Origin of the sequence: Saccharopolyspora hordei (assembly GCF_013410345.1) — a bacterium.
Lineage (GTDB): Bacteria > Actinomycetota > Actinomycetes > Mycobacteriales > Pseudonocardiaceae > Saccharopolyspora > Saccharopolyspora hordei.
The window spans coordinates 3503469-3524773 of the sequence record NZ_JACCFJ010000001.1 but is presented as its reverse complement, the minus strand read 5'-3'; the positions used below and the strand labels follow the sequence as shown (position 1 = coordinate 3524773).

Genomic DNA, 21305 nt, shown 5'->3' with positions numbered 1-21305 from the left:
GGTGAGACCTGAGCCACGACTCACCGAAGTGAGTGAACACTGGGCGCGATCAAGCAGACTCGATCGGTAGCGGGATCGCGGCGCCTCCGCCACCTCCCTGCCCTTGGTGGCGGCACCCCAGGCGCCCGGTTCGACGGTCGTTGCCTAAATTGATACTTACTCGGCACTGAAACGACAGACGCGACGAAACGAACGAGTCGATCACCGTTCCGCGCTCCCGGGCGGGTCCTCGGTGATCGTGAACGCGTCCGCCCCGCCGGTCAGGCGGGGCGCTGCGGGACCACGGTGTACCGCGGGTCGCGGGCCGATTCCCGGCCGCCCTCGAAGATCCCGTAACGGGTCGCCGCCGCCGCGGCGTTGAGGCAGACCCCCGCGGCGACCCGCGCCACCCGGCTCCGGCCGGCCAGCAGCGCGGCGCCCAGTCCGACACCGGTCAGCACCCGGGCGGCGCGCAGCACCGCACCGGCCCTCCCCTGCCGGTAGACCTCGCCGACCATCCCGGCGTTGCGGTCCATCCGGCGGGCCGCCAGCAGCTCCAGCACCGCTCCCCCGACCGCCATCCGCCGGGCCGGAGCGGACTCCTGCGGCGCGGCGAGCATGCCGACCGCACCGGCGCTGGACACCGCGCTCCCGGCGAAGACGAACGGCAGCTCCCGGTAGACCTCGTGCCAGCCCGGCACGGCCGTGTCGGCCAGCAGCACCGCGGTGTAGGTGGTCATCGCGGGCGCGATCACCCCGGCGGCGGTGGCCGACGCCCGTCCCGCCCAGGGCAGCAGGCCGGTCAGCTGGCTGGCCGCGGCCGCGCCGGCCAGCCCCGAGAACGGCGCCAGGATCCACGACCCGACGCTCAGCGGCGAGGTCGGCTTGATCACCCGCAGCATGTTGAGGAACCGCAGCGGCCGGTGCAGGTCGTGGACCAGCGCACCGACACTGGCGGTCGCGCCCACCGCGGCGGCCAGCCGCCCGGCACAGGCGAGACGGTCCCGGCCGGTGAGGTCGGCCAGCAGCGCCATCGTCGACGACGCCCCGGCCACCCCGCCGAGGTAGAGGTAGAGCGGGACGTCCGGCACCTTCCACACCGGTGGCTTGATCACCGGGCGGCCGTAGTAGGCGTCGGCTCCACCCGTCACCGCTTCCTCCCCAGGAAGCTGCCGGCGATCATCGCCGCCGCGGTCAACGCGGCGCCCGCCGCGTGCCACCACATCGACGGCAGGTCGCGCGTGGTCACCACGGGGTCCGGCGGCAGCCCGTAGACCTCGGGCTCGTCCAGCAGCAAGAAGAAGGCGCCGGCCCCACCGACCCCGTCGTCCGGGTCATGACCGTAGAGCCGGGCGCTGGTGACGCCCTGCTCGTGCAATTCGGACACCCGCCGCTCGGCGCGTGCGCGCAGCTCGTCGAGCGGACCGTACTGGATGGACTCGGTGGGGCACGCCGTCGCGCACGCGGGCATCGACCCAGCGCCCAACCGCTCCTGGCACAGCGTGCACTTCGCCGCGCCCCCGGTGTCCGGCCGGATGTCGATGACCCCGTACGGGCAGGCGGGCACGCAGTAGCCGCAGCCGTTGCACACCTCGTCCTGGACCAGCACCGTGCCGTACTCGGTGCGGATCAGCGCCCCGGTCGGGCAGACGTCCAGGCACGCCGCGTGCGTGCAGTGCTTGCAGACGTCGGAGGACATCAGCCAGCGCACCTGGTCGCTGTCGCGGCCCATCGCCGGCATCCCCAGGTCCACCGTGGGCCTCTCCTGCTCCACGAAGGCCACGTGCCGCCAGGTCGTGCCGCTGAGGTCCTCGGTGTTGTCGTAGGACATCCCGGTGAAGTCGAGCCCGTCCTCGGGCAGGAGGTTCCACTCCTTGCAGGCGACCTCGCACGCCTTGCACCCGATGCAGATGCTGGTGTCGGTGAAGAACCCGACGCGCTCGGGGTGGTCGGCCGGGTAGCCGACCTCCCCCGCCGGGTCGGCCAGCGGTCCGCTCAACCGGTTCCGGGCCACGCGGTTCACTCCCCTTCTGCTTCCGGGTCGTCGGCGTGCTCGACGCCGGTCTGCTCGGTGATCCCCGCTCTCCTGCGGTAGTCCTCGACGTAGCGCACCAGCGCCGCGCCCCGCGGTCGCCGGCCCGGGCGGACGTCGCAGGCACCGGCCTTGGTCTCCATGATGTGCACGTTGGGGTCCAGCGCCACGTTGACCAGCTCGTTCGCGGCGTCGCCCGTGGTGATCCCGTTCGGTCCCCAGTGCCACGGGATGCCCACCTGGTGCACGGTGCGGTCGCCCAGCCGCAGCGGCCGCATCCGCGGGGTGACCAGCACGCGGCCCTCGATGGCGCTGCGCGCGGTCACCACCGTCGCCCACCCCATGTGCTGCAGCCCGCGTTCGGCCGCCAGTTCCGGGGAGATCTCCAGGAACATCGCGGGCGCCAGTTCCGACAGGTGCGCCACCCAGCGGCTCATGCCGCCCGCGGTGTGGTGCTCGGTGAGGCGGAACGTGGTGAACACGTACGGGAACACCTCGCTGCCCGGCTCGGCGCCACTGGGCTGGTAGCGGTTCTCCGGGCGGGAGAAGGTCTGCCGCGCCGGGTTGCGCTGCTGCTGCGGGTGGACCCGGTTGGGGACCGGCGACTCCTGCGGTTCGTAGTGCGCGGGCAGCGGGCCGTCGACCAGTCCGGCCGGGACGTAGAGCCAGCCGCGACCATCGCTCTGCATGATGAACGGCTCGGTGCCGGCGATGCCCTCCGGGCCGGTCGCGTCCGGTGCGGGCACGAAGTCCGGGCGCTTGGTCCGGTCGAAGTCGGGCACGTCGTGCCCGGTCCACTCACCCCGCTCGGCGTCCCACCACACGTAGGCCTTGCGCTCGCTCCACGGCTTGCCGTCCGGGTCGGCCGACGCGCGGTTGTACAGCTGGCGGCGGTTGGCCGGCCAGGCCCAGCCCCAGTCGGGGGCGACCCACGACTGCTCGCGGCCCGGCCGGCGGCGGGCCGCCTGGTTGACGCCGTCGGCGTAGATGCCGCAGTAGATCCAGCACCCGCAGGTGGTGGACCCGTCCGCGCGCAGCTGGGTGTAGGACGACAGCGGTCGCCCGTCCGGCCCGAAGCCGCCGATCTCCTGCAGCACCGCCGCCGCGCTCGGCTCCTCGATCTCGCCCTCGGTCGGGTAGTCCCAGGTCAGCTCCCGCAGCGGGCGGTCGCGCTCGCAGTCCTGCGCCTTCTCCCGCAGCCGCCGGCCCAGGTGGTAGAAGAACCACAGGTCGCTGCGCTGGTCGCCAGTGGGTTCGACGGCCTTGTGGTGCCACTGCACCAGCCGCTGGGTGGCGGTTTCGGGGGGTCGTTGCAACGCGGTTGATCAATTGGTTTGGGTCAGGAGTTTAGTCAGGCGCTCGGCTGGGGTGTCCCAGCCGAGCGTTTTGCGTGGTCGGCGGTTGAGTTGGGCGGCGACGGCGGCGAGGTCGTCGGGGGTGTGGACAGAGAGGTCGCTGCCTTTGGGGAAGTACTGGCGGAGCAGGCCGTTGGTGTTTTCGTTGCTGCCGCGTTGCCAGGGCGAGTGAGGGTCGCAGAAGTAGACCGGGATGTTGGTGGCGAGGGTGAACTCGTGGTGGCGGCTCATCTCAGCGCCTTGGTCCCAGGTCAGGGACCGTTTCAGGTGGGTGGGCAGTGTCTGGATGGTGGTGATGAGGCCGTCGCGGACGGTTTCGGCGTCGTGTCGTTCTGGCAGGTGGACCAGCAGCACGTAGCGGGTGGTGCGCTCGACCAGTGTGCCGATCGCGGATGCCCCGCCGGCACCGAGGATCAGGTCACCTTCCCAGTGGCCGGGCACGGCCCGGTCCGCGACCTCGGCCGGGCGGTCGCTGATCATCAGCATCGGTGCGGTGAAGCGGGACTGGCGTTGCTCGGTGGTCCGGCGGGGTCGGCGCACCGTACGGCCGGTGCGCAGCGCCCGGGCCAGTTCACGACGCAGTCCGCCGCGACCTTGGACATAAAGGGCCTGGTAGATCGTCTCGTGGGTCACGTGCAGCTCCGGGCGGTCGGGATGGTCCCGGCGCAGCCGATGGCTGATCTGCTCCGGGCTGTACCGGTCGTCGAGCATGCCCTGCACCCGTTCACGCAATTCGGGATGGGCGGCGATCTTGCCGGTCTTCGGCCGGGCGCGGCGCGCCTCGGCGCGAGCCTGAGCGGCATAGGGCCGGTAGTCACCGCTACCGGGATGACTGTTGCGCCGCAGCTCCCGGCTGATCGTGCCAGGATCACGCCCCAGCTCGCCTGCGATGGCCCGCACACCCAGGCCGGCCCGACGCAGGTCAGCGATCACCAGCCGCTCGTCCTGAGACAAAAACCGGGACGACACCTCGGGCCGGGCACGAGCCGGAGGTGACGGCGGGGCGCAAGAACACGTGGTCCCACGCCCCGCCCGTCGGCCGAATCGCCACCGATACCCGGTCGTGCGGCTGACCCCCACGATCCGGCATGCCTCAACCGTGCCCACACCCCGCGCCACAAGATCAAAATAGACCTCGCGCTCAGCAAGCAACTTCTTACACCCCTGAGGCGACCTGTCCTGACGGATCTCGAACACCGCAACCCCTGAACAAATCAGGCGTTGCAACCACCGCTAGAACCCGAGGGTGTTGGTGAAGGTGCCGTCCTTCTCGGTGTGCGCGGCCGCGGGCAGGAAGAACACCTCGGTGCCGATGTCCTCGGTGCGCAGCTCACCGGTCTCGATCTCCGGGCCGTCCTTCCAGAAGGTGGCCGTCTCGATCATGTTGAAGTCGCGCACCACCAGCCAGTCCAGGTTGGCCAGTCCCAGCCGCTGCTGGCGGGCGTTGGCGGTGCCCACGGCCGGGTTCTCGCCGACCACGAAGTAGCCGCGGCAGCGGCCCTCGATCTGGTCGATGACGGTCTGGAAGGTGCCGTGGTCGCCGGTCAGCCGCGGCAGGTGGTCGTAGCAGAAGTCGTTGTCGGCCGTGGCGTGCTCGCCCCACCAGGCCTTGAGCAGGCTGACCAGGTAGGAGCGCATGTGGGCCCAGTAGCCGCGGGCCTGCTCGTCGGCCGCGACGTAGGAGTCCAGGTCCACGTCGGTGTCGGCGTGCGGCATCGGCAGGTAGCCGGGCAGCAGGTTGTACAGCGTCGGGATGTCGGTGGAGCCCTGGATGCTGGCGTGCCCGCGCAGCGCCAGGATGCCGCCGCCGGGGCGGCCGATGTTGCCCAGCAACAGCTGCAGGATCGAGGCGGCGCGGATGTACTGCACCCCCACGGTGTGGTGGGTCCAGCCGACCGAGTACACCACAGCCGTGGTGCGCTCCCGCCCGGAGTTGGCCACGAGCTGCTCGGCGACCCACTGGAACTTCTCCCGCGGGATGCCGCACACCTCCTCCACCAGCTCCGGCGTGTACCGGGCGTAGTGCGGCTTGAGCAGCTGGAACACGCAGCGCGGGTGCTGCAGCGTCGGGTCGTGACCGGCCTTGCCGTGGTAGACGGGCCCGCCGGACCCGCTGCGCTCGGGGCGGCTGGCCTCGCGCTCCCGGCCGTGCGGTGTGCTCGGGCCGTCCGGGCCGTGGTCGCCGGCCGACGGGGCCGCCTCGCTGCCCTCGTACTGCCAGGTGCTCGTGTCGTAGCTGCCGGCCTCGGGGTCGAACCCGGAGAAGACGCCACCCAGGTCCTCGGTGTCCTGGAACTCCTCGCCGACGACCATCGCGGCGTTGGTGTAGTGGACGACGTAGTCGTGGAAGTGCGCGTCGTGGGTCAGCACGTGGTTGATCAGGCCGCCGAGGAAGGCGATGTCGCTGCCCGCCCGCAGCGGCACGTGCCGGTCGGACATCGCCGAGGTGCGGGTGAACCGCGGGTCGACGTGGATGATCGTGGCACCGCGACGCTTGGCCTCCATCACCCACTGGAAGCCGACGGGGTGCGCCTCGGCCATGTTGGACCCCTGGATGAGGATGCAGTCAGCGTTGGCGAGGTCCTGCTGGAAGGTCGTGGCGCCGCCGCGCCCGAAGGAGGTACCCAGACCGGGCACCGTGGAGGAGTGTCAAATGCGCGCCTGGTTCTCCACCTGGATCGCGCCCAGGGCGGTGTAGAGCTTCTTCATGAGGTAGTTCTCCTCGTTGTCGAGGGTCGCTCCTCCGAGGCTCGCGATGCCCATGGTGCGGCGCAGCGGACGCCCGTCCTCGGTGGCGTCCTGCCAGGTGGCGGCCCGGGTGGCCAGCACCCGGTCGGCGATCATGTCCAGCGCGGTGTCGAGGTCGAGGTCCTCCCACTCGGTGCCGTGCGGGCGGCGGTAGCGGACCTTGGTCTGCCGCAGCGGCGAGGTCACCAGCTCCCGGCTGGCCGAGCCCTTCGGGCACAACCGGCCGCGGCTGATCGGCGAGTCCGGGTCACCTTCGATCTGGCTGACCGCGCCGTCGCGGACGTAGACCCGCTGGCCGCAGCCGACCGCGCAGTACGGGCAGATCGAGCGGACCACCGCGTCGGCGTCCTCGGTGCGCGCCCGCCGCGCGTCGGTGTGCTTGGACCGGGCCGCCGGGCCCCTGCCCAGCGGGTCCGCTCCGGTCAGCTGCCGGAGCACCGGCCAGCCGAGCCAGTCGGCCATCGAGTCCCTCCTCGCACGCGTGGTTCCAGGAGAAACCCGATCGCCGCCGACTGCAACCCGCGACGCTGGTCTCCCCGCCGTCCTGGCCGATCAGTAGAGGTGGTGGGCGTACTGCTCGGTGTAGTAGCGCTCCAGCTCCTCCAGCGAGTCGTTCGGGCGGTCCAGGAGCTTGGCCAGCTGCGGCCGGGAGGGCACCGCGTCCGGCTGCCAGGTCTCGGGCTGCCACAGCCCGGAGCGCAGGAAGGCCTTGGCGCAGTGGTGGAAGACCTCCTCCACCTCGACCACGAGGGCCAGCACCGGCCGGTGGCCCTTGACCACCATGTCGTCGAAGAACGGTGCGTCGCGCACCAGCCGGGCCCGGCCGTTGACGCGCAACGTGTCGCCGCGCCCGGGGAGGAAGTAGACCAGCCCGACGTGCGGGTTGGTCAGGACGTTCCGGAAGCCGTCGGCGCGCCGGTTGCCCTTGCGTTCCGGGATCGCGATCGTGCGCTCGTCGAGCACCAGGGTGAACCCGGCCGGGTCGCCCTTGGGCGAGACGTCGCAGGTGCCGTCCGCGGCGGACGTCGCGACGAGGCAGAACGGCGAGGCCGCCAACCACTGCCGGTCCAGCTCGTGCAGCGCGCGGCGCACCTTGTCCCGCACGTGCGGCAGCGGTTCACCGACCACCTCGCGCAGCTCCGCCTCCGACGTGACCTCGACCAGCCCAGCGAGTTCCACGGCGCCTCCCGAAGATCGACAGCACCTCGACGGTACGCGTGTCGGGGCGCGTCGTCACCGGGTTTTCCCGAGCGCTTCACAGGTCGAGGACCACGTGGCCGGTGGACCGGGACACGCAGATCGCCATGTGGCCCTCCGCGTCCCGCGCCCGGTGGTCGACGCTGCCGGCGAGGACGCGGGCGTGGCAGGTGCCGCAGAAGCCCTGCCGGCAGGAGTGGGGCACCTGCGGCAGGACCTCGGCGATGGCCTCCAGGGCCGAGCGGTCCGCCGGCACCCGCACGGTGCGCCCGGTGCGGGCGAGCTCGACGGTGAACGGTGCGCCGCCGACGACCGGCGGTGCGGAGAACCGCTCCCAGTGCAGCGAGTCCGCCGCGCTGCCGGGCAGGTCCACCCGGACGCCGGTGATCATCGGCACGGGGCCGCAGCAGTACACGGCAGCACCGGGCGGGGCGTGTTCGAGCAGCTCCGCCCCGGAGGCCGGGACGCCGAACTCGCTGTCCGGGCGGACCCACACCCGCGCCGGGTCCAGGGTGGTCAGCTCGTCGAGGAACGGCATCGACGCCCGCGACCGTCCGGTGTAGACGAGCCGCCAGTCCGCGCCGCGCGCCGCGGCGGTGCGCACCATCGGCAGGATCGGGGTGATCCCGATGCCGCCCGCGATGAACAGGTACCGCTCCGCGGTGATGAACGGGAAGGCGTTGCGCGGCCCGCGGGCGGTGAGGCGACTGCCGGGGCGCAGTTCGTCGTGGACCTCGCGGGAGCCGCCGGCGCCGCCGGCCAGCCGCCGCACCGCGATCCGGTAGTGCCGCCGCTCGCCCGGTTCCCCGCACAGCGAGTACTGCCGGGTGCGCCCGGAGGGCAGCACGAGGTCGAGGTGCGCGCCCGGCTGCCACGCGGGCAGCAGCCCCTCCCCGACCAGCCGCAGGCTGACCACGTCCTCGGCCTCGGTCCGGACCTCGGCGACCTCCAGCGGGACGTTTCGGTCGACCGGCACGACCCGGCGGCGGCTGCCGCGCTGCACCCACTCCAGGGCGGTGGCCACCTTGTCCAGCGCCCACAGGAAGCGGTCCGGCCCGCGACCGTCGAGCGCCCGCGGGACCGCGCGGTCGTCGGTCATCAGTGCTCCGCCGCCTGCGCGGCCGGGGACTTCGCCAGGTAGGCGATCGCCTGGCTGGTCGAGCCGTGCTGCGAGGGGTGGTGGTCGCGGCGGAAGTAGGACGGCACGGCGCGCAGCACCTGCCCGAGGCTCGGGGTCAGCCCGAGCCGTCCGCTGCGCAGCAGGTCCCGCCAGCGCGGCCTGCGGCGGCCGCGCAGCACAGGGTCGACGGCCATCAGGTACCGCACGCCGCGGACCCACAGCACGGCCAGGACCGCCACCGCGACCACCATCGCCAGGCTGCGCCGCAGGTAGCTGCCGTCGACGTGCATGTACAGGTCAAAAGCGACCGAGCGGTGCTCGACCTCCTCGGCGCCGTGCCAGCGCAGCAGGTCGAGCATGGTCGGGTCGGCGCCGGCCGCGTCCAGCTCGCGCGCGTCGAGCACCCACTGGCCGAGGAAGGCGGTGACGTGCTCGATGGCCGCGATCATCGCCAGCCGCTGCACCAGCCAGTTCTCGGCGCGCCGGCCGCCGTGGGCGCGGTCGCCGAGGACCGTGCGGAACATCCACCGGACCTGCTCGACGTAGGGCCGGGTGTCCATGCCGTGCGCGTCGAAGTGGTCCAGCACGCCCTGGTGCGACTCGGCGTGCACGGCTTCCTGGCCGATGAACCCGCGCACGTCCTCGAGCAGTCGGTCGTCGGCGACCATCGGCAGGGCCTGCTTGAACACGTGGACGAACCAGCGCTCGCCCTCCGGCAGCACCAGGTGCAGGAAGTTGATCACGTGGGTGGCGAAGGGTTCGCCGGGGATCCAGTGGACCGGCAGCGTCGACCAGTCGAACGCCACGTCACGGGCCTGGAGCGCGACGCGGTCCGGCTCGCCGGGATCGGTGTGGGACACGGCTCGACCTCCTCCACCACGGTGCCGACTGGACCCGGGCGGCCGCGCGCAGCAGGCCCGGGCTGAGGCGGGAGAGCACCAGTCCGACCGCGGCGCCGGCGGTGGCCGGTGCGAGCGCGGGGCCGCGGCGGGCGGCGCGCAGCACCTGGGCCGCGACGCGTCGCGGCCGCCGCGTCGCGCCCGGGCCGGGGCAGACCGCGGTGACACCGATGCCGTCGGCCGCCAGCTCGACCCGCAGCGACTGGCTGAGGGCCAGCACGGCGGCGCCCGCGGTGCTGGGGGCCGAGCGCCGCGGGGACGGCGAGTACGCCGCCGACGACGCGAGGGTGATGATCTGGCCGCCCTCGCCCCGGTCGGCCATCTGCCGCGCGAACTCCCGGCAGCCGTGGGCCACGCTCCGCACGGTGTCGTCGACGACCCGGTCCCACTCGGCGGCCGGGGTGTCGAGGAAACGGCTCGCGGCTCCGGTGCCGGAGTCGAGGACCACCACGTCCGGGGTGCCCAGGTCGGCGTGCACCCGTGCGGCGAAGTCCTCCGCCCCGGCGGTGAGGTCCACCTGGTACGGCGACGCGCCCGCCCCGGTGCGGGTGATCAGCGCGGCGGTGTCCTCGGCGGCGGACAGGTCCGCGTCCGCGACGACGACGTGCGCCCCGGCGGCCGCGAACGCCACCGCGGTCTCCCGGCCGATCCCGCTGCCGGCCCCGGTGACGACGACGAGGTGGTCCTGGAACTCGCGGCGTCCCGGGCGGACGCGGGCGCGCCGCAGCGCGCGGGGCTCGGCGCCGCCCTCGACGTGCTCGACGAGTTCCGCGGCGCACCGCGCGACGAGCTCCGGGCGGCTGCGCGGCAGCCAGTGCCCGCCGGGCACCCGGCGCACCCGCAGGTCGGCCACCCACGGGGTGATCTCGGTCTGCATCGGTGTGGAGACGAACGGGTCCCCGGTGGGCGCGAGCACCTGGACCGGGAGGGTCGCGCGCCGCTGCCCCGGGCGGCTCAGCCGCTGGTGGACGTTGGCCCGGTACAGCTGCAGCCCGTGCACGCCGTCGGAGACCGCGGGCCGGGTCGGGTTCCGGGCGGCGCGCGGGTCCAGGCGTTCCAGCACGGCGATCAGCCGCTTCACCAGCCCGGTCCGCCACGCCAGCTCCGGCACCACCGGCAGCCGGAAGAAGAAGATGTAGCCGGAGAACACCAGCTGCTGGACCAGCTTGCGCAGCGAGCGCGGGGTCGGGGGTCGCAGCTGCGCGCGCATCCAGTGCCCGGCGTGGTCCAGGCAGGGCCCGGAGATCGAGGTCAGCGAGGCGAAGCGGGGCGCCAGCCGCGGTTCGGTCACCGCGTGCCAGGCCTGGAGCGCGCCCCAGTCGTGCGCCAGCAGGTGCACCGGCCGGTCCGGGCTGACCAGGTCGGCGACCCGGACGAGGTCGTCGGCGAGCTGGTCCAGCAGGTAGGCCTCGGTGCGGCGGGGCGCGTCGGAACCTCCCGCGCCGCGCACGTCGTAGGTGACCACGTGGCAGCGGTCGGCGAGGGCGTCGACCACGCCGTCCCAGACCGTGTGGTCGTCGGGGTAGCCGTGCACCGCCAGCACGGTCGGCGCCGCCGGGTCGCCGTGCTCGCGCACGGCCAGCCGCAGTCCGTCGCTGGTGCGGAGCTCTCCGCCGGTGTCCGCGTGGCGAGCCATGCCCCAGAGCGTACCCACGTCGTCAACGCCCATTGTCACATCGGACGTTGTCATACTCGTCGGGCGACCCGCCCGGGTCGTCCAACCCGGCGGAGGCACCGCGGGGCTCCTACAGTGCTGACCATGACCAACCCGCGGCAGCACGTGCCCGGCACCGACCGGGTGCTGGCCCACCCGGAGGTCTCCGCCGCAGCGCACCGCCTCGGGCACCAGCTGGTCAAGGAGGCGGTGCACGCCGCCCAGCAGCGCGCCCGCGCCGGGGAGATCGCGGCCGGCGAGGTCACGGCGGAGACCCTCGCCTCGCTGCCCGACTCGGCCTCCAGCACCAGGCCCGTGCTCAACGCGACCGGCGTCCTGCTGCACACCAACCTCGGCCGGGCCCCGCTGTCGCGCGCCGCCGTCGAGGCGCTGGAACGGGCCGCCGGGACCACCGACGTCGAACTCGACCTGAGCACCGGCAAGCGCGGGCGCCGCGGTGCCGCGGCGCTGGCCGCGCTGCTCGCCGCCGTGCCGCGCGCCGAGGCCGCCCACGTGGTCAACAACGGTGCCGCCGCGCTCGCGCTGGCCGCCACGGCGCTGGCGCAGGGTCGCGAGATCGTGCTCGCGCGCGGCGAGATGGTCGAGATCGGCGACGGCTTCCGCCTGCCGGACCTGCTCACCGCGACCGGCGCGCGGCTGCGGGAGGTCGGCACCACCAACCGGGTCCGGCTCGACGACTACCGGGAGGCCATCGGGCCGGACACCGGGTTCGTGCTCAAGGTCCACCCCTCCAACTTCGTGATCACCGGTTTCACCTCCTCGGTGCCGGTGGCCGCCCTGCGCGGCATCGGCGTGCCGGTGGTGGTCGACATCGGCTCCGGTCTGCTGCACCCGCACCCGGTGCTGCCGCAGGAACCCGACGCCACGAGCACGCTCACCGACGGCGCCGACCTGGTCCTGGCCAGCGGGGACAAGCTGCTCGGCGGGCCGCAGGCCGGGCTGCTGCTGGGGCGGGCGGACATCGTGCGGCGGTTGCGCCGCCACCCGCTCGCCCGCGCTCTGCGCGTCGACAAGCTCACCCTCGCCGCGCTGGAAGCGACGCTGCGCGGCCCCCGCACGCCGACCGAGGAAGCCCTGCGCCGGGACCGGCCGACCCTGCTGCGCCGCGCCACGCGGCTGGCCGAGGAGCTCAGCGCCGCGGGCGTCCCCGCGTCCGCCCAACCCAGCGAGGCGACCGTCGGCGGTGGCGGTGCGCCCGGGGTGACGCTGCCCAGCGCGGCCGTCGTGCTGCCCGAACGCTTCGCGGCGCTGCTGCGGAGCGGGGACCCGCCGGTGCTCGCCTGCGTGGCGCGCGACCGCTGCCTGCTCGACCTCGCCGCGGTGGCGCCCGAGGACGACGAGGTGCTGCGCCGCGCGGTACTGGCCGCCGCGTGAGGGACCGGTCCGTTGCGGGGACGGGGTCGCCGTGGCGTAGTGGTCATGAACACCGCCTGCACAGGAGTGGGAGCCCGTTGCACGTCATCGCCACCGCCGGGCACGTCGACCACGGCAAGTCCACGCTCGTCCGCCGGCTCACCGGGACCGACCCCGACCGGTGGGAGGAGGAACGCCGCCGCGGGCTCACCATCGACCTGGGTTTCGCCTGGACCGACCTGCCCGACGGCTGCACCGTCGCGTTCGTCGACGTCCCCGGGCACGAGCGGTTCGTGCCGAACATGCTGGCCGGGATCGGACCGGTGCCCGCAGTGCTGTTCGTCCTCGCCGCCGACGAGGGCTGGATGCCGCAGTCCGACGAGCACCTCGACGCCCTCGACGCGCTCGGCGTGCGGCACGGGGTGCTCGCGGTGACCCGCAGCGACCTGGCCGACCCCGGTCCCGCCACCGCGCAGGCCGTGGAGCGGCTGGCCGGCACCTCGCTCGCCGGCATCCCCGCCGTGCAGGTCAGCGGGGCGACCGGCGCGGGGGTCGAGGACCTGGTGCGCGCGCTCGACTCGCTGGTGCACCGGCTGCCGGCGCCCGACCTCGACGCCGACGTGCGGCTGTGGATCGACCGGTCGTTCACCGTCCGCGGGGCGGGCACCGTCGTGACCGGCACCCTCACCGCCGGGACGCTGCACGTCGGCGACCAGCTGCTGCTGCACCCCGCGGGGACCACCTGCACCGTCCGCGGCCTGCAGGCGCTCGGCACGCCCCGGACACAGGTCGGCGCGGTGGCCCGGGTGGCGGTGAACCTCCGCGGCGTGGAGTCCGCGCGGGCCCGGCGCGGCGACGCGCTGCTCACCCCGGGCCGCTGGCTGACCACGGAGGTCGTCGACGTCCGCCTCCGCCGGCCGCCGACGAGCTGGCCCGAGCAGCTCGTGCTGCACCTCGGCGCGGCGTCCACCCCGGTGCGCGTCCGCCCGCTCGGGGCCGAGCACGCGCGGATCACCTCGCGCCTGCCGCTGCCGGTGCGCATCGGCGACCGCGCGCTGCTGCGCGACCCCGGCGGTCACCGGATCCACAGCGGCCTGGACGTGCTCGACGTGCGACCGCCGCCGCTGACCCGGCGCGGCGCCGCGCGGGCCCGCGCCGCCGAGCTGTCCGGCATGGACGCGGTCGCCGACGGCGCCGCCGAGGTGCGCCGGCGCCGCGTGGTCCGGGCCGACGAGCTGCGGGCGATGGGCGCGACCCCGCCCGGTCCGGGCCCGTGGCTGGTCTCCGACGACCACCGCGCCGAGCTCGCCACCCGGCTCGCCGAGCTGCTCGAGGAGCACCGCCGCACCGACCCGCTCGCCGACGGGATGCCGGTGGAGGCCGCCCGCCGCGCCCTGGACCTGCCGGATGCCGCACTGGTGGCGGAGGTCGCCGACACCGCCGGGATCGCGGTGCGGGGCGGTCGGCTGCGCCTGCACCGCCCGGACCTGCCCGAGCACGTCCACCGCGCGGTGTCCGCCGTCCGCGACGCGCTGCGCGACCGTCCCTTCCAGGCGCCCACCGCCGAGGAGCTGCGCGACCTGGGCCTCGGGGACCGCGAGCTGGCCGCCGCCGCGCGCACCGGCCACCTGCTGCGGGTGGCCCCCGGCCTGGTGCTGCTGCCCGGCGCCGAGCAGGCGGCGCTCGACCGGCTCGCCACGCTGCCCGAGCCGTTCACGCTCAGCCAGGCCCGGCGCGCGCTGGGCACCTCGCGGCGCGTGGCGGTCCCGCTGCTCGAACTGCTCGCCCGCGAGGGCCGGACCGAGCGGCTCGCGGACGGCACCCACCGGGTCGTCCCGCGCTGACCGGGGCCCACCGGGGCGACCAGGTGAGTGCTGCGATCTTGCCGCCGCGACCGCATCGTGGAGGCAGGGCGATGGGAGGCTGCCATGCCGCGCAAGATCTGGACCGGTTCGATCAACTTCGGCCTGGTGACCATCCCGGTCGGCCTCTACGCCGCGACCGAGGACCACACCGTGCAGTTCCACCAGTACCAGCGCGGCACCACCGACCGGATCCGGTACAAGCGGGTCAACGAGCGCACCGGCGAGGAAGTCGGCTACGACGACATCGTCAAGGGCCGCGAGCACGACGGCGGCGTCATCACCGTCGAGCAGTCCGAACTGGACGAGATCGCGCCGGGCCGCTCGCGCACCATCGACATCACCACCTTCGTCGACCTCGCCGAGATCGACCCGGTGCACTTCCAGAAGACCTACTGGCTGGCGCCCAACAGCAGAGAGCACTTCCGGCCGTACAACCTGCTGCGCCGGGCCATGCAGGACACCGGGCGGGCCGGCATCGCGACCTTCGTGCTGCGGGGCAAGCAGTACCTGACCGCGGTGCGCGCCGACACCGACGTGCTGGCACTGAACACGCTGTACTTCGCCGACGAGATCCGCGACCCCGCCGACATCATCGGCGACCAGCCCGAGCAGGCGGCTCCGTCGGAGAAGGAGCTGCAGATGGCCACCACGATCATCGAGTCGATGAGCGGCCCGTGGGACCCCGAGGAGTACGAGGACACCTACACCGCCCGGGTGGAGGAGCTGCTCGCGGAGAAGGCCCGCGGCGGCGAGGTGGCGGCCGCGGAGGCCCCGCCGCAGCCGACCGACGTCATCGACCTCACCGAGGCGCTGCGGCGCAGCGTCGACGAGGCCCGCAGGGGCCGCGGCCCGCGGAAGGCGAGCGGCGGCGCGGACCTGTCCGACCTGAGCAAGCACGAGCTCGACGACCGCGCCAAGGAGCTCGGCATCAAGGGCCGGTCCAAGATGAAGCGCGCCGACCTGGAACGCGCCATCGCCGACGCGACCACCGAGAAGCCCACCGGCGGTCGCCGCCGCGAGAAGGCCTCCTGAGCGCCGCGCCCGCGCCTGACCGGCGCCGCCGCGCCGGGCGCGGCGCCGCCGGTCAGGCGTCGAAGTCGACCGTGACCTCGTCGCTGGTGGGCAGGGACTGGCAGGTGAGCACGAAGCCCTGCTCCACCTCGGACTCCTCCAGGGCGAAGTTGCGGCGCATCCGGACCGACCCGCAGGTGACCTTGGCGCGGCAGGTGCCGCACACGCCGCCCTTGCACGCGAACGGCAGGTCCGGGCGGACGCGCTGGGCGGCGTCCAGGACCGGCACGTCGCGCGGCAGGGTCATCGGGGTGGACCGCCCGTCGAGCACCACCGTGACGTCGCTGGTCGGGCCCTCGAGCGTCGGTTCCTCGTGGCGGGCCGGCTCCGGTGGGGTGTCCTCGACGTAGAACAGCTCCTGGTGGATGCGCTCGGCGGCCACCCCGCTGTCCCGCAGCACCTCCCGCGCGCTGGTGACCATCCCGAACGGCCCGCACAACCACCACTGGTCCACCGCGCCGGGGTCGACCACCGTGGACAGCAGCGCCCGGACCTTCTCCGCGTCCAGCCGGCCGGTGAACAGCTCGGACTCCCGCGGCTCCCGGGAGAGCACGTGCACCAGCTCCAGCCTGGCCGGGTAGCGGTCCTTCAGGTCGGCCAGCTCGTCGGCGAACATCACGGTGTCGCTGCGGCGGTTGCCGTAGAGCAGCGTGACCGTGCCCTCGGTGTCGCGCAGCACGCTGGCCGCGATGGACAGCACCGGGGTGATCCCCGAGCCGGCCGCGAGGCACACGTGCCGCTCGTCCGCGCTCAGGTCCGCGGTGAAACCGCCGGTGGGCGGCAGCACCTCGACCTCGTCGCCGGGCCGGACCTCCCGCACCAGCCAGCTGGAGAACAGCCCACCGGGCACCAGGCGCACCCCGATGCGCGGCGCCGCTCCGCGGGGCGCGCAGATCGAGTACGACCGGCGCTCCTCGCGGCCGTCGACGAACCGCCGCAGCGTCAGGGACTGCCCGGGCCGGAAGGCGAACTCCTCGGCCAGGTCCGGGGGGACGTCGAAGCTCACCGCGACCGCGTCCTCGCACAGCCGCTCCACCGCGCTGACCCGCAGCGGGTGGAACTCGGTGCGACGGCGGCGGCCCTCGACCGGGGCGTCGACGGGGGCGGGAGTGACCACTCAGATCTCCTTGATGTGCTCGAAGGGTTCGTGGCACGCGCGGCACCGGTGCAACGCCTTGCACGCGGTCGAGCTGAACTGCGCCACCCGCTCGGTGTCCGGAGACCCGCACCGGGGGCAGCGGGCCTGCGGGCGCGGCGGGGCCAGCGTCAGCGGCACCGGACCGGCGGGCCGGCGCGGGGCGGCCCCGGGCGGGGAGATGCCGTAGTCGGCGAGCTTGCGCCGCCCGGCCTCGCTGATCCAGTCCGTGGTCCACGGCGGGTCCAGCACCGTCCGCACCTCGACCTCGGCGAACCCGGCCTCGTGCAGCCGGTCCGTCAGGTCGCTGCGCATCTCGCGCATCGCCGGGCAGCCCGAGTAGGTCGGGGTGATCGACACGACCACCCCGCCGTCCGCGGTCAGCTCGACGTCGCGCAGCACCCCGAGGTCGGCCAGCGTCAGCACCGGCAGTTCCGGGTCGGTGACCGACTCGGCGACCGCGCGGGCGCGCTCGAGGTCGCATCGCGTGCTCGTCACCACGTCGCCTCCGGGTGCGCTCGGGCGAGGCTCTGCATCTCCGCCAGCAGGTAGCCGAGGTGCTCGGTGTGGATGCCGTCGCGGCCGCCGCGCCCGCCGACCCCGGCCAGCGGCGGGGTGTCCGGGCGCTGCAGCGTCGCGGCCGCGCAGACCTGGTCGACCACCTCGTCGAACTCGGCGCGCACCTGCGCCGGGTCGACGCCGACACCGGCCTCGGCCATCCGCAGCTCGGTCTGGTGCGGGACGAACAGCTCGCCGACCAGCGGCCACACCTCGTCCAGCCCCCGCTGCACGCGGGCGTGCGACTCCTCGGTGCCGTCGCCGAGCCGCACCGTCCACTGCGCCGCGTAGTCGCGGTGGTAGGCCAGCTCCTTGACGCCCTTGGCCGCGATCGCGGCCAGCACCGGGTCGCGGGAGTCGGCGAGCCGGGTGAACAGCGCCAGCCGCCAGGTGGAGAACACCAGCAGCCGGGCGGTGGTGTGCCCGAAGTCGCCGTTGGGCGTCTCGACCAGCCGCACGTTGCGGAACTCCCGCTCGTCGCGGAAGTAGGCCAGCTCGTCCTCCCCGCGCCCGGTGCCGTCGGCCTGGCCGGCGCGGGACAGCAGCAGCCGGGCCTGCCCGAGCAGGTCCAGCGCGATGTTGGCCAGCGCCAGCTCGTCCTCCAGCTCCGGTGCGCGGGTGACCCACTCGATCAGCCGCTGCGCGGCGATGAGCGCGTCGTCGCCGAGCATCATCAGGTAGCGGCCGAACTCCGCGCCGTCCACGCCGTCCGGCAGCGTGGTGTCCACACCGGACAGCGGATCGTCGAAGCCGGTGCCGAAGGCCCAGCGGGACTCGCCCTCGGCGGTGGTCAGCGCCTCGTAGGCGTTGTCGAACGACATCGGGTCGACCTCACATGTGCGGGACGTCGTCGGGGATCCGGTAGAACGTCGGGTGCCGGTACACCTTGTCCCCGCTGGGTGCGAAGAACGGGTCCTTCTCGTCGGGGCTGGAGGCGGTGATCGCGTCCGCCCGCACCACCCAGATGCTCACGCCCTCGTTGCGGCGGGTGTACAGGTTCCGCGCGTTGTGCAGCGCCATCTGCTCGTCCGGGGCGTGCAGCGACCCCACGTGCACGTGGTTGAGCCCCCGCTTGCCGCGGACGAAGACCTCGAACAGCGGCCACGAGGGGCGCGGCGCGCCCCCCTCGGCGTCCGGACTCATCGCGCGACCTCCTCGCGTGCGGCGTGCTTGGCGGCGTGGGCGGCCGCCGCTTCGCGCACCCACCGCCCTTCCTCGTGCGCGGCCCGCCGCCGGGCCAGCCGCTGCTCGTTGCACGGCCCGCCACCGCTGATCACCCGCTTGAGCTCCGACCAGTCGGGCTCACCGAAGTCGTAGTGGCCGCGCTCGGGGTTCCAGCGCAGCTCGGGGTCGGGCAGCGTGACGCCGAGCGCCTCGGCCTGCGGGACCGTCATGTCCACGAACTTCTGCCGCAGCTCGTCGTTGGTGTGCCGCTTGATGCGCCACGCCATGGACTGCTGGGTGTTGGGCGAGTCCTCGTCGGGCGGACCGAACATCATCAGCGACGGCCACCACCACCGGTCGGTGGCGTCCTGCACCATCCGCCGCTGCTCCTCGGTGCCGCGCATCATCGTCATCAGCAGCTCGTAGCCCTGCCGCTGGTGGAACGACTCCTCCTTGCAGATGCGCACCATCGCCCGCGCGTACGGCCCGAAGGAGCTGCGGCACAGCGGGACCTGGTTGCAGATCGCCGCGCCGTCGACCAGCCAGCCGATCACCCCGATGTCGGCGAAGGTCAGCGTCGGGTAGTTGAAGATCGACGAGTACTTCTGCCGCCGCTCCAGCAGCTTCTCGGTCAGCTCAGCCCGGTCCACGCCGAGCGTCTCGGCGGCGGAGTACAGGTAGAGGCCGTGCCCGGCCTCGTCCTGCACCTTGGCCAGTAGGATCGCCTTGCGCCGCAGGCTCGGCGCCCTGGTCAGCCAGTTGCCCTCCGGCTGCATGCCGATGATCTCGGAGTGCGCGTGCTGCGCGATCTGGCGCACCAGGGTCTTGCGGTAGCCCTCCGGCATCCAGTCGCGCGGTTCGATGCGCTGGTCCTGGGCGATCCGCTCGTCGAAGTGCCGCTGCAGCTCGTCCTCGCCGAGCTGCTCGGACTGCACCGTGGTCGTCATGGTCACTCCTGGTTCTCCGGTCGCTTCGCGACCAGGGTGAGCACGTCGTACTTGGCCACCGAGGCACCGTCCTGGTTGGTGACGTCCACGTCCCAGCGGACCTCGCCGTGCTCGGCGCCGACCCGGGGCGTGATCTGCTTGGCGGTCATGGTCACGGTGAGCTCGTCGCCGGGGTAGGTGGGCGTGAGGAACCGCAGGTTCTCCAGCCCGTAGTTGGCCAGCACCGGGCCCGGGTCCGGGTCGACGAACAGGCCCGCGGCGAAGGACACCACCAGGTAGCCGTGCGCGACCTTGCCGTCGAAGAACGGGTTGGCCCGGGCGGCTTCCTCGTCGGTGTGGGCGTAGAAGGTGTCCCCGGTGAACTCGGCGAAGTGCGCCACGTCCTCCTCGGTCACCCGGCGCGGCCCGGCGACGACCGTGTCGCCGATGCGCAGGTCCTCCAGGTGCTTGCGGAACGGGTGCACGTCGGTGGTGGTGCGCGGGCTGCCGGGCACCCACTGGCCGGTGATCGCGGTCAGCGTCGCCGGGTCGGCCTGCACCGCGGTCCGCTGCATGTGGTGCAGCACGCCGCGCACGCCGCCCATCTCCTCGCCGCCGCCAGCCCGGCCGGGGCCGCCGTGCACCAGCGCGGGCAGCGGCGAGCCGTGCCCGGTGCTCTCCGCGGCGTCGTCGCTGTTGAGCACGAGCATCCGGCCGTGCCGGGACGCCGCGCCCAGCACCACCTCGCGGGCGAACTCCCGGTCTGCGGTGACCACGGACCCGGCGAGGCTGCCCTTGCCGCGCCGCGCCAGCTCGACGGCGTGCTCGGTGCTGTCGTAGGGCATCACCGTGCTGACCGGGCCGAACGCCTCCACCTCGTGCGGCTGCGGCTGGTCGGGGTCGTCGCAGCGGACCAGCAGCGGGGACAGGAACGCGCCGCGCTCCGGGTCCGCGTCGACGACGTCGACGTGGTCGGGGTCGCCGTGCACGAGGGTCCCGGCCTCCAGCAGCGCCTTGAGCGAACGCCGGACCTCTTCGCGCTGCTCCAGGCTGGCCAGCGCGCCCATCCGCACCTCGGGGTTGGCCGGGTTGCCCACCACGACCTCCTCCAACCGTGCCTTGGCCGCGGCGATCACGTCGTCCACGCGGGCGGCCGGGACCAGGGCCCGGCGGATGGCGGTGCACTTCTGCCCCGCCTTGACCGTCATCTCGGTGACCAGCTGCTTGACGAACAGGTCGAACTCGGCGCTGCCGGGTTCGGCGTCGGGGCCGAGGACCGAGCAGTTCAGCGAGTCCGCCTCGACGTTGAACCGCACCGAGTTCGCCGCCACCACCGGGTGCGTGCGCAGCCGCTGCCCGGTGGCCGCCGAGCCGGTGAACGACACCAGGTCCTGGTCGGTGAGGTGCTCGAACAGGTCGCCCACGCTGCCGCAGACCAGCTGCAGCGATCCCTCGGGCAGCAGCCCGGAGCCGATCATCAGCTCCACCAGCCGGTGGGTGAGGTAGGCGGTCTGGCTGGCCGGCTTGACCAGGCTGGGCACGCCGGCCAGGAACGCGGGGGCGAACTTCTCCAGCGGACCCCACACCGGGAAGTTGAAGGCGTTGATCTGCACCGCGACGCCGCGCAGCGGGGTGCAGACGTGCTGGCCGACGAAGGTGCCGCCCTTGCCCAGCGGCTCCACCGCACCGTCGACGTAGACGGTGCTGTTGGGCAGCTCGCGGCGCCCCTTGCTGGAGTAGCCGAACAGCACGCCGATCCCGCCGTCGACGTCGAACTTGGAGTCGCCGAGCGTCGCGCCGGTGCGCGCCGACAGGGCGTAGAGCTCGTCCCGGTGCTCGCGCAGGTAGGAGGCGAGGCTCTTCAGCAGCGCGGCGCGCTGGTGGAAGGTCAGCTCCGCCAGCGCCGGACCGCCGCGGGTGCGGCCGTGCTCCAGCGCCGCGGCCATGTCGACGCCCGCGGAAGAGACCCGGGCGACCTCCTCGCCGGTCACCGCGTCGTGCAGCGGTACGCCGTCCTCTGTCGGTGTGTGCCAGTCACCGTTGACGTAGCTCCGCAGGGCAGCCATGCACCCCGACCTCCTCCAGCCCGGACACCGCCGGTGCCGCGATTGTTTTACCGACCGTTCATTCGGGAAAGTAGCACGGTCGCCCGTCGCGCAGAAGCCCCGCAGCAGCGGAATCGGCCTTGACCGAACCAGGAACGCCGCATCGGGCGGTCGCTCTTGACA

Annotated in this window: 16 protein-coding genes and 2 pseudogenes; 3 read left to right on the top strand and 15 right to left on the bottom strand. The window is 73.6% G+C overall.

The genetic code is table 11. The features are described from left to right. Positions 1–260: 260 nt before the first annotated feature. The 9 genes and pseudogenes from nrfD to HNR68_RS16070 all read right to left on the bottom strand — a co-directional run bounded on the left by nrfD (position 261) and on the right by HNR68_RS16070 (position 10966). A complete protein-coding gene (gene nrfD / locus HNR68_RS16115) occupies positions 261–1130 on the bottom strand; it encodes an NrfD/PsrC family molybdoenzyme membrane anchor subunit (protein ID WP_179721919.1) in 870 nt (289 codons plus the stop codon). Further along, the gene (locus tag HNR68_RS16110) at positions 1127–1993 is read right to left on the bottom strand and encodes a 4Fe-4S dicluster domain-containing protein (protein ID WP_179721917.1); all 867 of its coding nucleotides are present in this window, start codon (positions 1991–1993) and stop codon (positions 1127–1129) included. Before HNR68_RS16110 ends, nrfD begins: the two co-directional genes overlap by 4 nt. 5 nt (positions 1994–1998) lie before the next feature. After that, positions 1999–3309 (bottom strand): annotated as a pseudogene (locus HNR68_RS16105) (molybdopterin dinucleotide binding domain-containing protein); the annotation flags it as partial. A gap of 27 nt (positions 3310–3336) precedes the next feature. Further along, complete coding sequence (locus HNR68_RS16100) at positions 3337–4563, bottom strand: IS30 family transposase (protein WP_425502848.1); 1227 nt, start codon at positions 4561–4563, stop codon at positions 3337–3339. 48 nt (positions 4564–4611) lie between these two features. Continuing rightward, positions 4612–6576: pseudogene (locus tag HNR68_RS16095) on the bottom strand (molybdopterin-dependent oxidoreductase); the annotation flags it as partial. 90 nt (positions 6577–6666) lie between these two features. Further along, positions 6667–7293 carry an MSMEG_1061 family FMN-dependent PPOX-type flavoprotein gene (locus HNR68_RS16085; protein WP_179721912.1) on the bottom strand — a complete coding sequence of 209 codons (627 nt, stop codon included), beginning with the start codon at positions 7291–7293 and terminating at the stop codon, positions 6667–6669. Positions 7294–7369: 76 nt separating this feature from the next. Beyond that, entirely contained in the window at positions 7370–8410 is a 1041-nt protein-coding gene (locus HNR68_RS16080; protein WP_179721909.1) for a PDR/VanB family oxidoreductase, read from the bottom strand. Further along, positions 8410–9291: a metal-dependent hydrolase gene (locus HNR68_RS16075; RefSeq protein ID WP_179721907.1), complete on the bottom strand. Its 882-nt coding sequence runs from the start codon at positions 9289–9291 to the stop codon at positions 8410–8412. Before HNR68_RS16075 ends, HNR68_RS16080 begins: the two co-directional genes overlap by 1 nt. Continuing rightward, positions 9239–10966, bottom strand: coding sequence for an SDR family oxidoreductase (locus HNR68_RS16070; RefSeq protein WP_179721904.1), 1728 nt, complete (start codon positions 10964–10966; stop codon positions 9239–9241). The genes HNR68_RS16075 and HNR68_RS16070 overlap by 53 nt, the downstream gene beginning before the upstream one ends. A 123-nt stretch (positions 10967–11089) precedes the next feature. Here HNR68_RS16070 and selA point away from each other — a divergent pair, with 123 nt between their 5' ends. The 3 genes from selA to ku all read left to right on the top strand — a co-directional run bounded on the left by selA (position 11090) and on the right by ku (position 15255). Beyond that, positions 11090–12379 (top strand): L-seryl-tRNA(Sec) selenium transferase, encoded by a 1290-nt coding sequence (selA, locus tag HNR68_RS16065; protein WP_179721901.1) that lies wholly within the window; start codon positions 11090–11092, stop codon positions 12377–12379. Between the two features lie 77 nt (positions 12380–12456). After that, positions 12457–14202 carry a selenocysteine-specific translation elongation factor gene (selB, locus tag HNR68_RS16060; protein WP_179721897.1) on the top strand — a complete coding sequence of 582 codons (1746 nt, stop codon included), beginning with the start codon at positions 12457–12459 and terminating at the stop codon, positions 14200–14202. 84 nt (positions 14203–14286) lie between these two features. After that, the gene (gene ku / locus HNR68_RS16055; protein ID WP_179721894.1) at positions 14287–15255 is read left to right on the top strand and encodes a non-homologous end joining protein Ku; all 969 of its coding nucleotides are present in this window, start codon (positions 14287–14289) and stop codon (positions 15253–15255) included. A gap of 52 nt (positions 15256–15307) precedes the next feature. On the opposite strand, the gene paaE is transcribed toward ku, so the two are convergent. The 6 genes from paaE to paaZ are packed head-to-tail and all read right to left on the bottom strand — an operon-like array spanning position 15308 to position 21143. Next, entirely contained in the window at positions 15308–16411 is a 1104-nt protein-coding gene (gene paaE / locus HNR68_RS16050; protein WP_179721891.1) for a 1,2-phenylacetyl-CoA epoxidase subunit PaaE, read from the bottom strand. Further along, a complete protein-coding gene (gene paaD / locus HNR68_RS16045; protein ID WP_179721888.1) occupies positions 16412–16930 on the bottom strand; it encodes a 1,2-phenylacetyl-CoA epoxidase subunit PaaD in 519 nt (172 codons plus the stop codon). Continuing rightward, positions 16924–17808, bottom strand: coding sequence for a 1,2-phenylacetyl-CoA epoxidase subunit PaaC (paaC, locus tag HNR68_RS16040; RefSeq protein ID WP_179721885.1), 885 nt, complete (start codon positions 17806–17808; stop codon positions 16924–16926). The genes paaD and paaC overlap by 7 nt, the downstream gene beginning before the upstream one ends. 10 nt (positions 17809–17818) lie before the next feature. Continuing rightward, complete coding sequence (gene paaB, locus HNR68_RS16035) at positions 17819–18130, bottom strand: 1,2-phenylacetyl-CoA epoxidase subunit PaaB (protein WP_179721882.1); 312 nt, start codon at positions 18128–18130, stop codon at positions 17819–17821. Further along, positions 18127–19098, bottom strand: coding sequence for a 1,2-phenylacetyl-CoA epoxidase subunit PaaA (gene paaA / locus HNR68_RS16030; RefSeq protein ID WP_179721879.1), 972 nt, complete (start codon positions 19096–19098; stop codon positions 18127–18129). Before paaA ends, paaB begins: the two co-directional genes overlap by 4 nt. A gap of 2 nt (positions 19099–19100) precedes the next feature. Continuing rightward, positions 19101–21143, bottom strand: a complete 2043-nt coding sequence (gene paaZ, locus HNR68_RS16025) for a phenylacetic acid degradation bifunctional protein PaaZ (protein ID WP_179721876.1) — start codon at positions 21141–21143, stop codon at positions 19101–19103. Positions 21144–21305 lie beyond the last annotated feature (162 nt).

Coding starts and splice junctions, on each gene's coding strand:
- HNR68_RS16080 (WP_179721909.1), bottom strand. CDS start 8,410: ATGACCGACGACCGCGCGGTCCCGCGGGCGCTCGACGGTCGCGGGCCG.
- HNR68_RS16070 (WP_179721904.1), bottom strand. CDS start 10,966: ATGGCTCGCCACGCGGACACCGGCGGAGAGCTCCGCACCAGCGACGGA.
- selA (WP_179721901.1), top strand. CDS start 11,090: ATGACCAACCCGCGGCAGCACGTGCCCGGCACCGACCGGGTGCTGGCC.
- ku (WP_179721894.1), top strand. CDS start 14,287: ATGCCGCGCAAGATCTGGACCGGTTCGATCAACTTCGGCCTGGTGACC.
- paaC (WP_179721885.1), bottom strand. CDS start 17,808: ATGTCGTTCGACAACGCCTACGAGGCGCTGACCACCGCCGAGGGCGAG.
- paaB (WP_179721882.1), bottom strand. CDS start 18,130: ATGAGTCCGGACGCCGAGGGGGGCGCGCCGCGCCCCTCGTGGCCGCTG.
- paaA (WP_179721879.1), bottom strand. CDS start 19,098: ATGACGACCACGGTGCAGTCCGAGCAGCTCGGCGAGGACGAGCTGCAG.
- paaZ (WP_179721876.1), bottom strand. CDS start 21,143: ATGGCTGCCCTGCGGAGCTACGTCAACGGTGACTGGCACACACCGACA.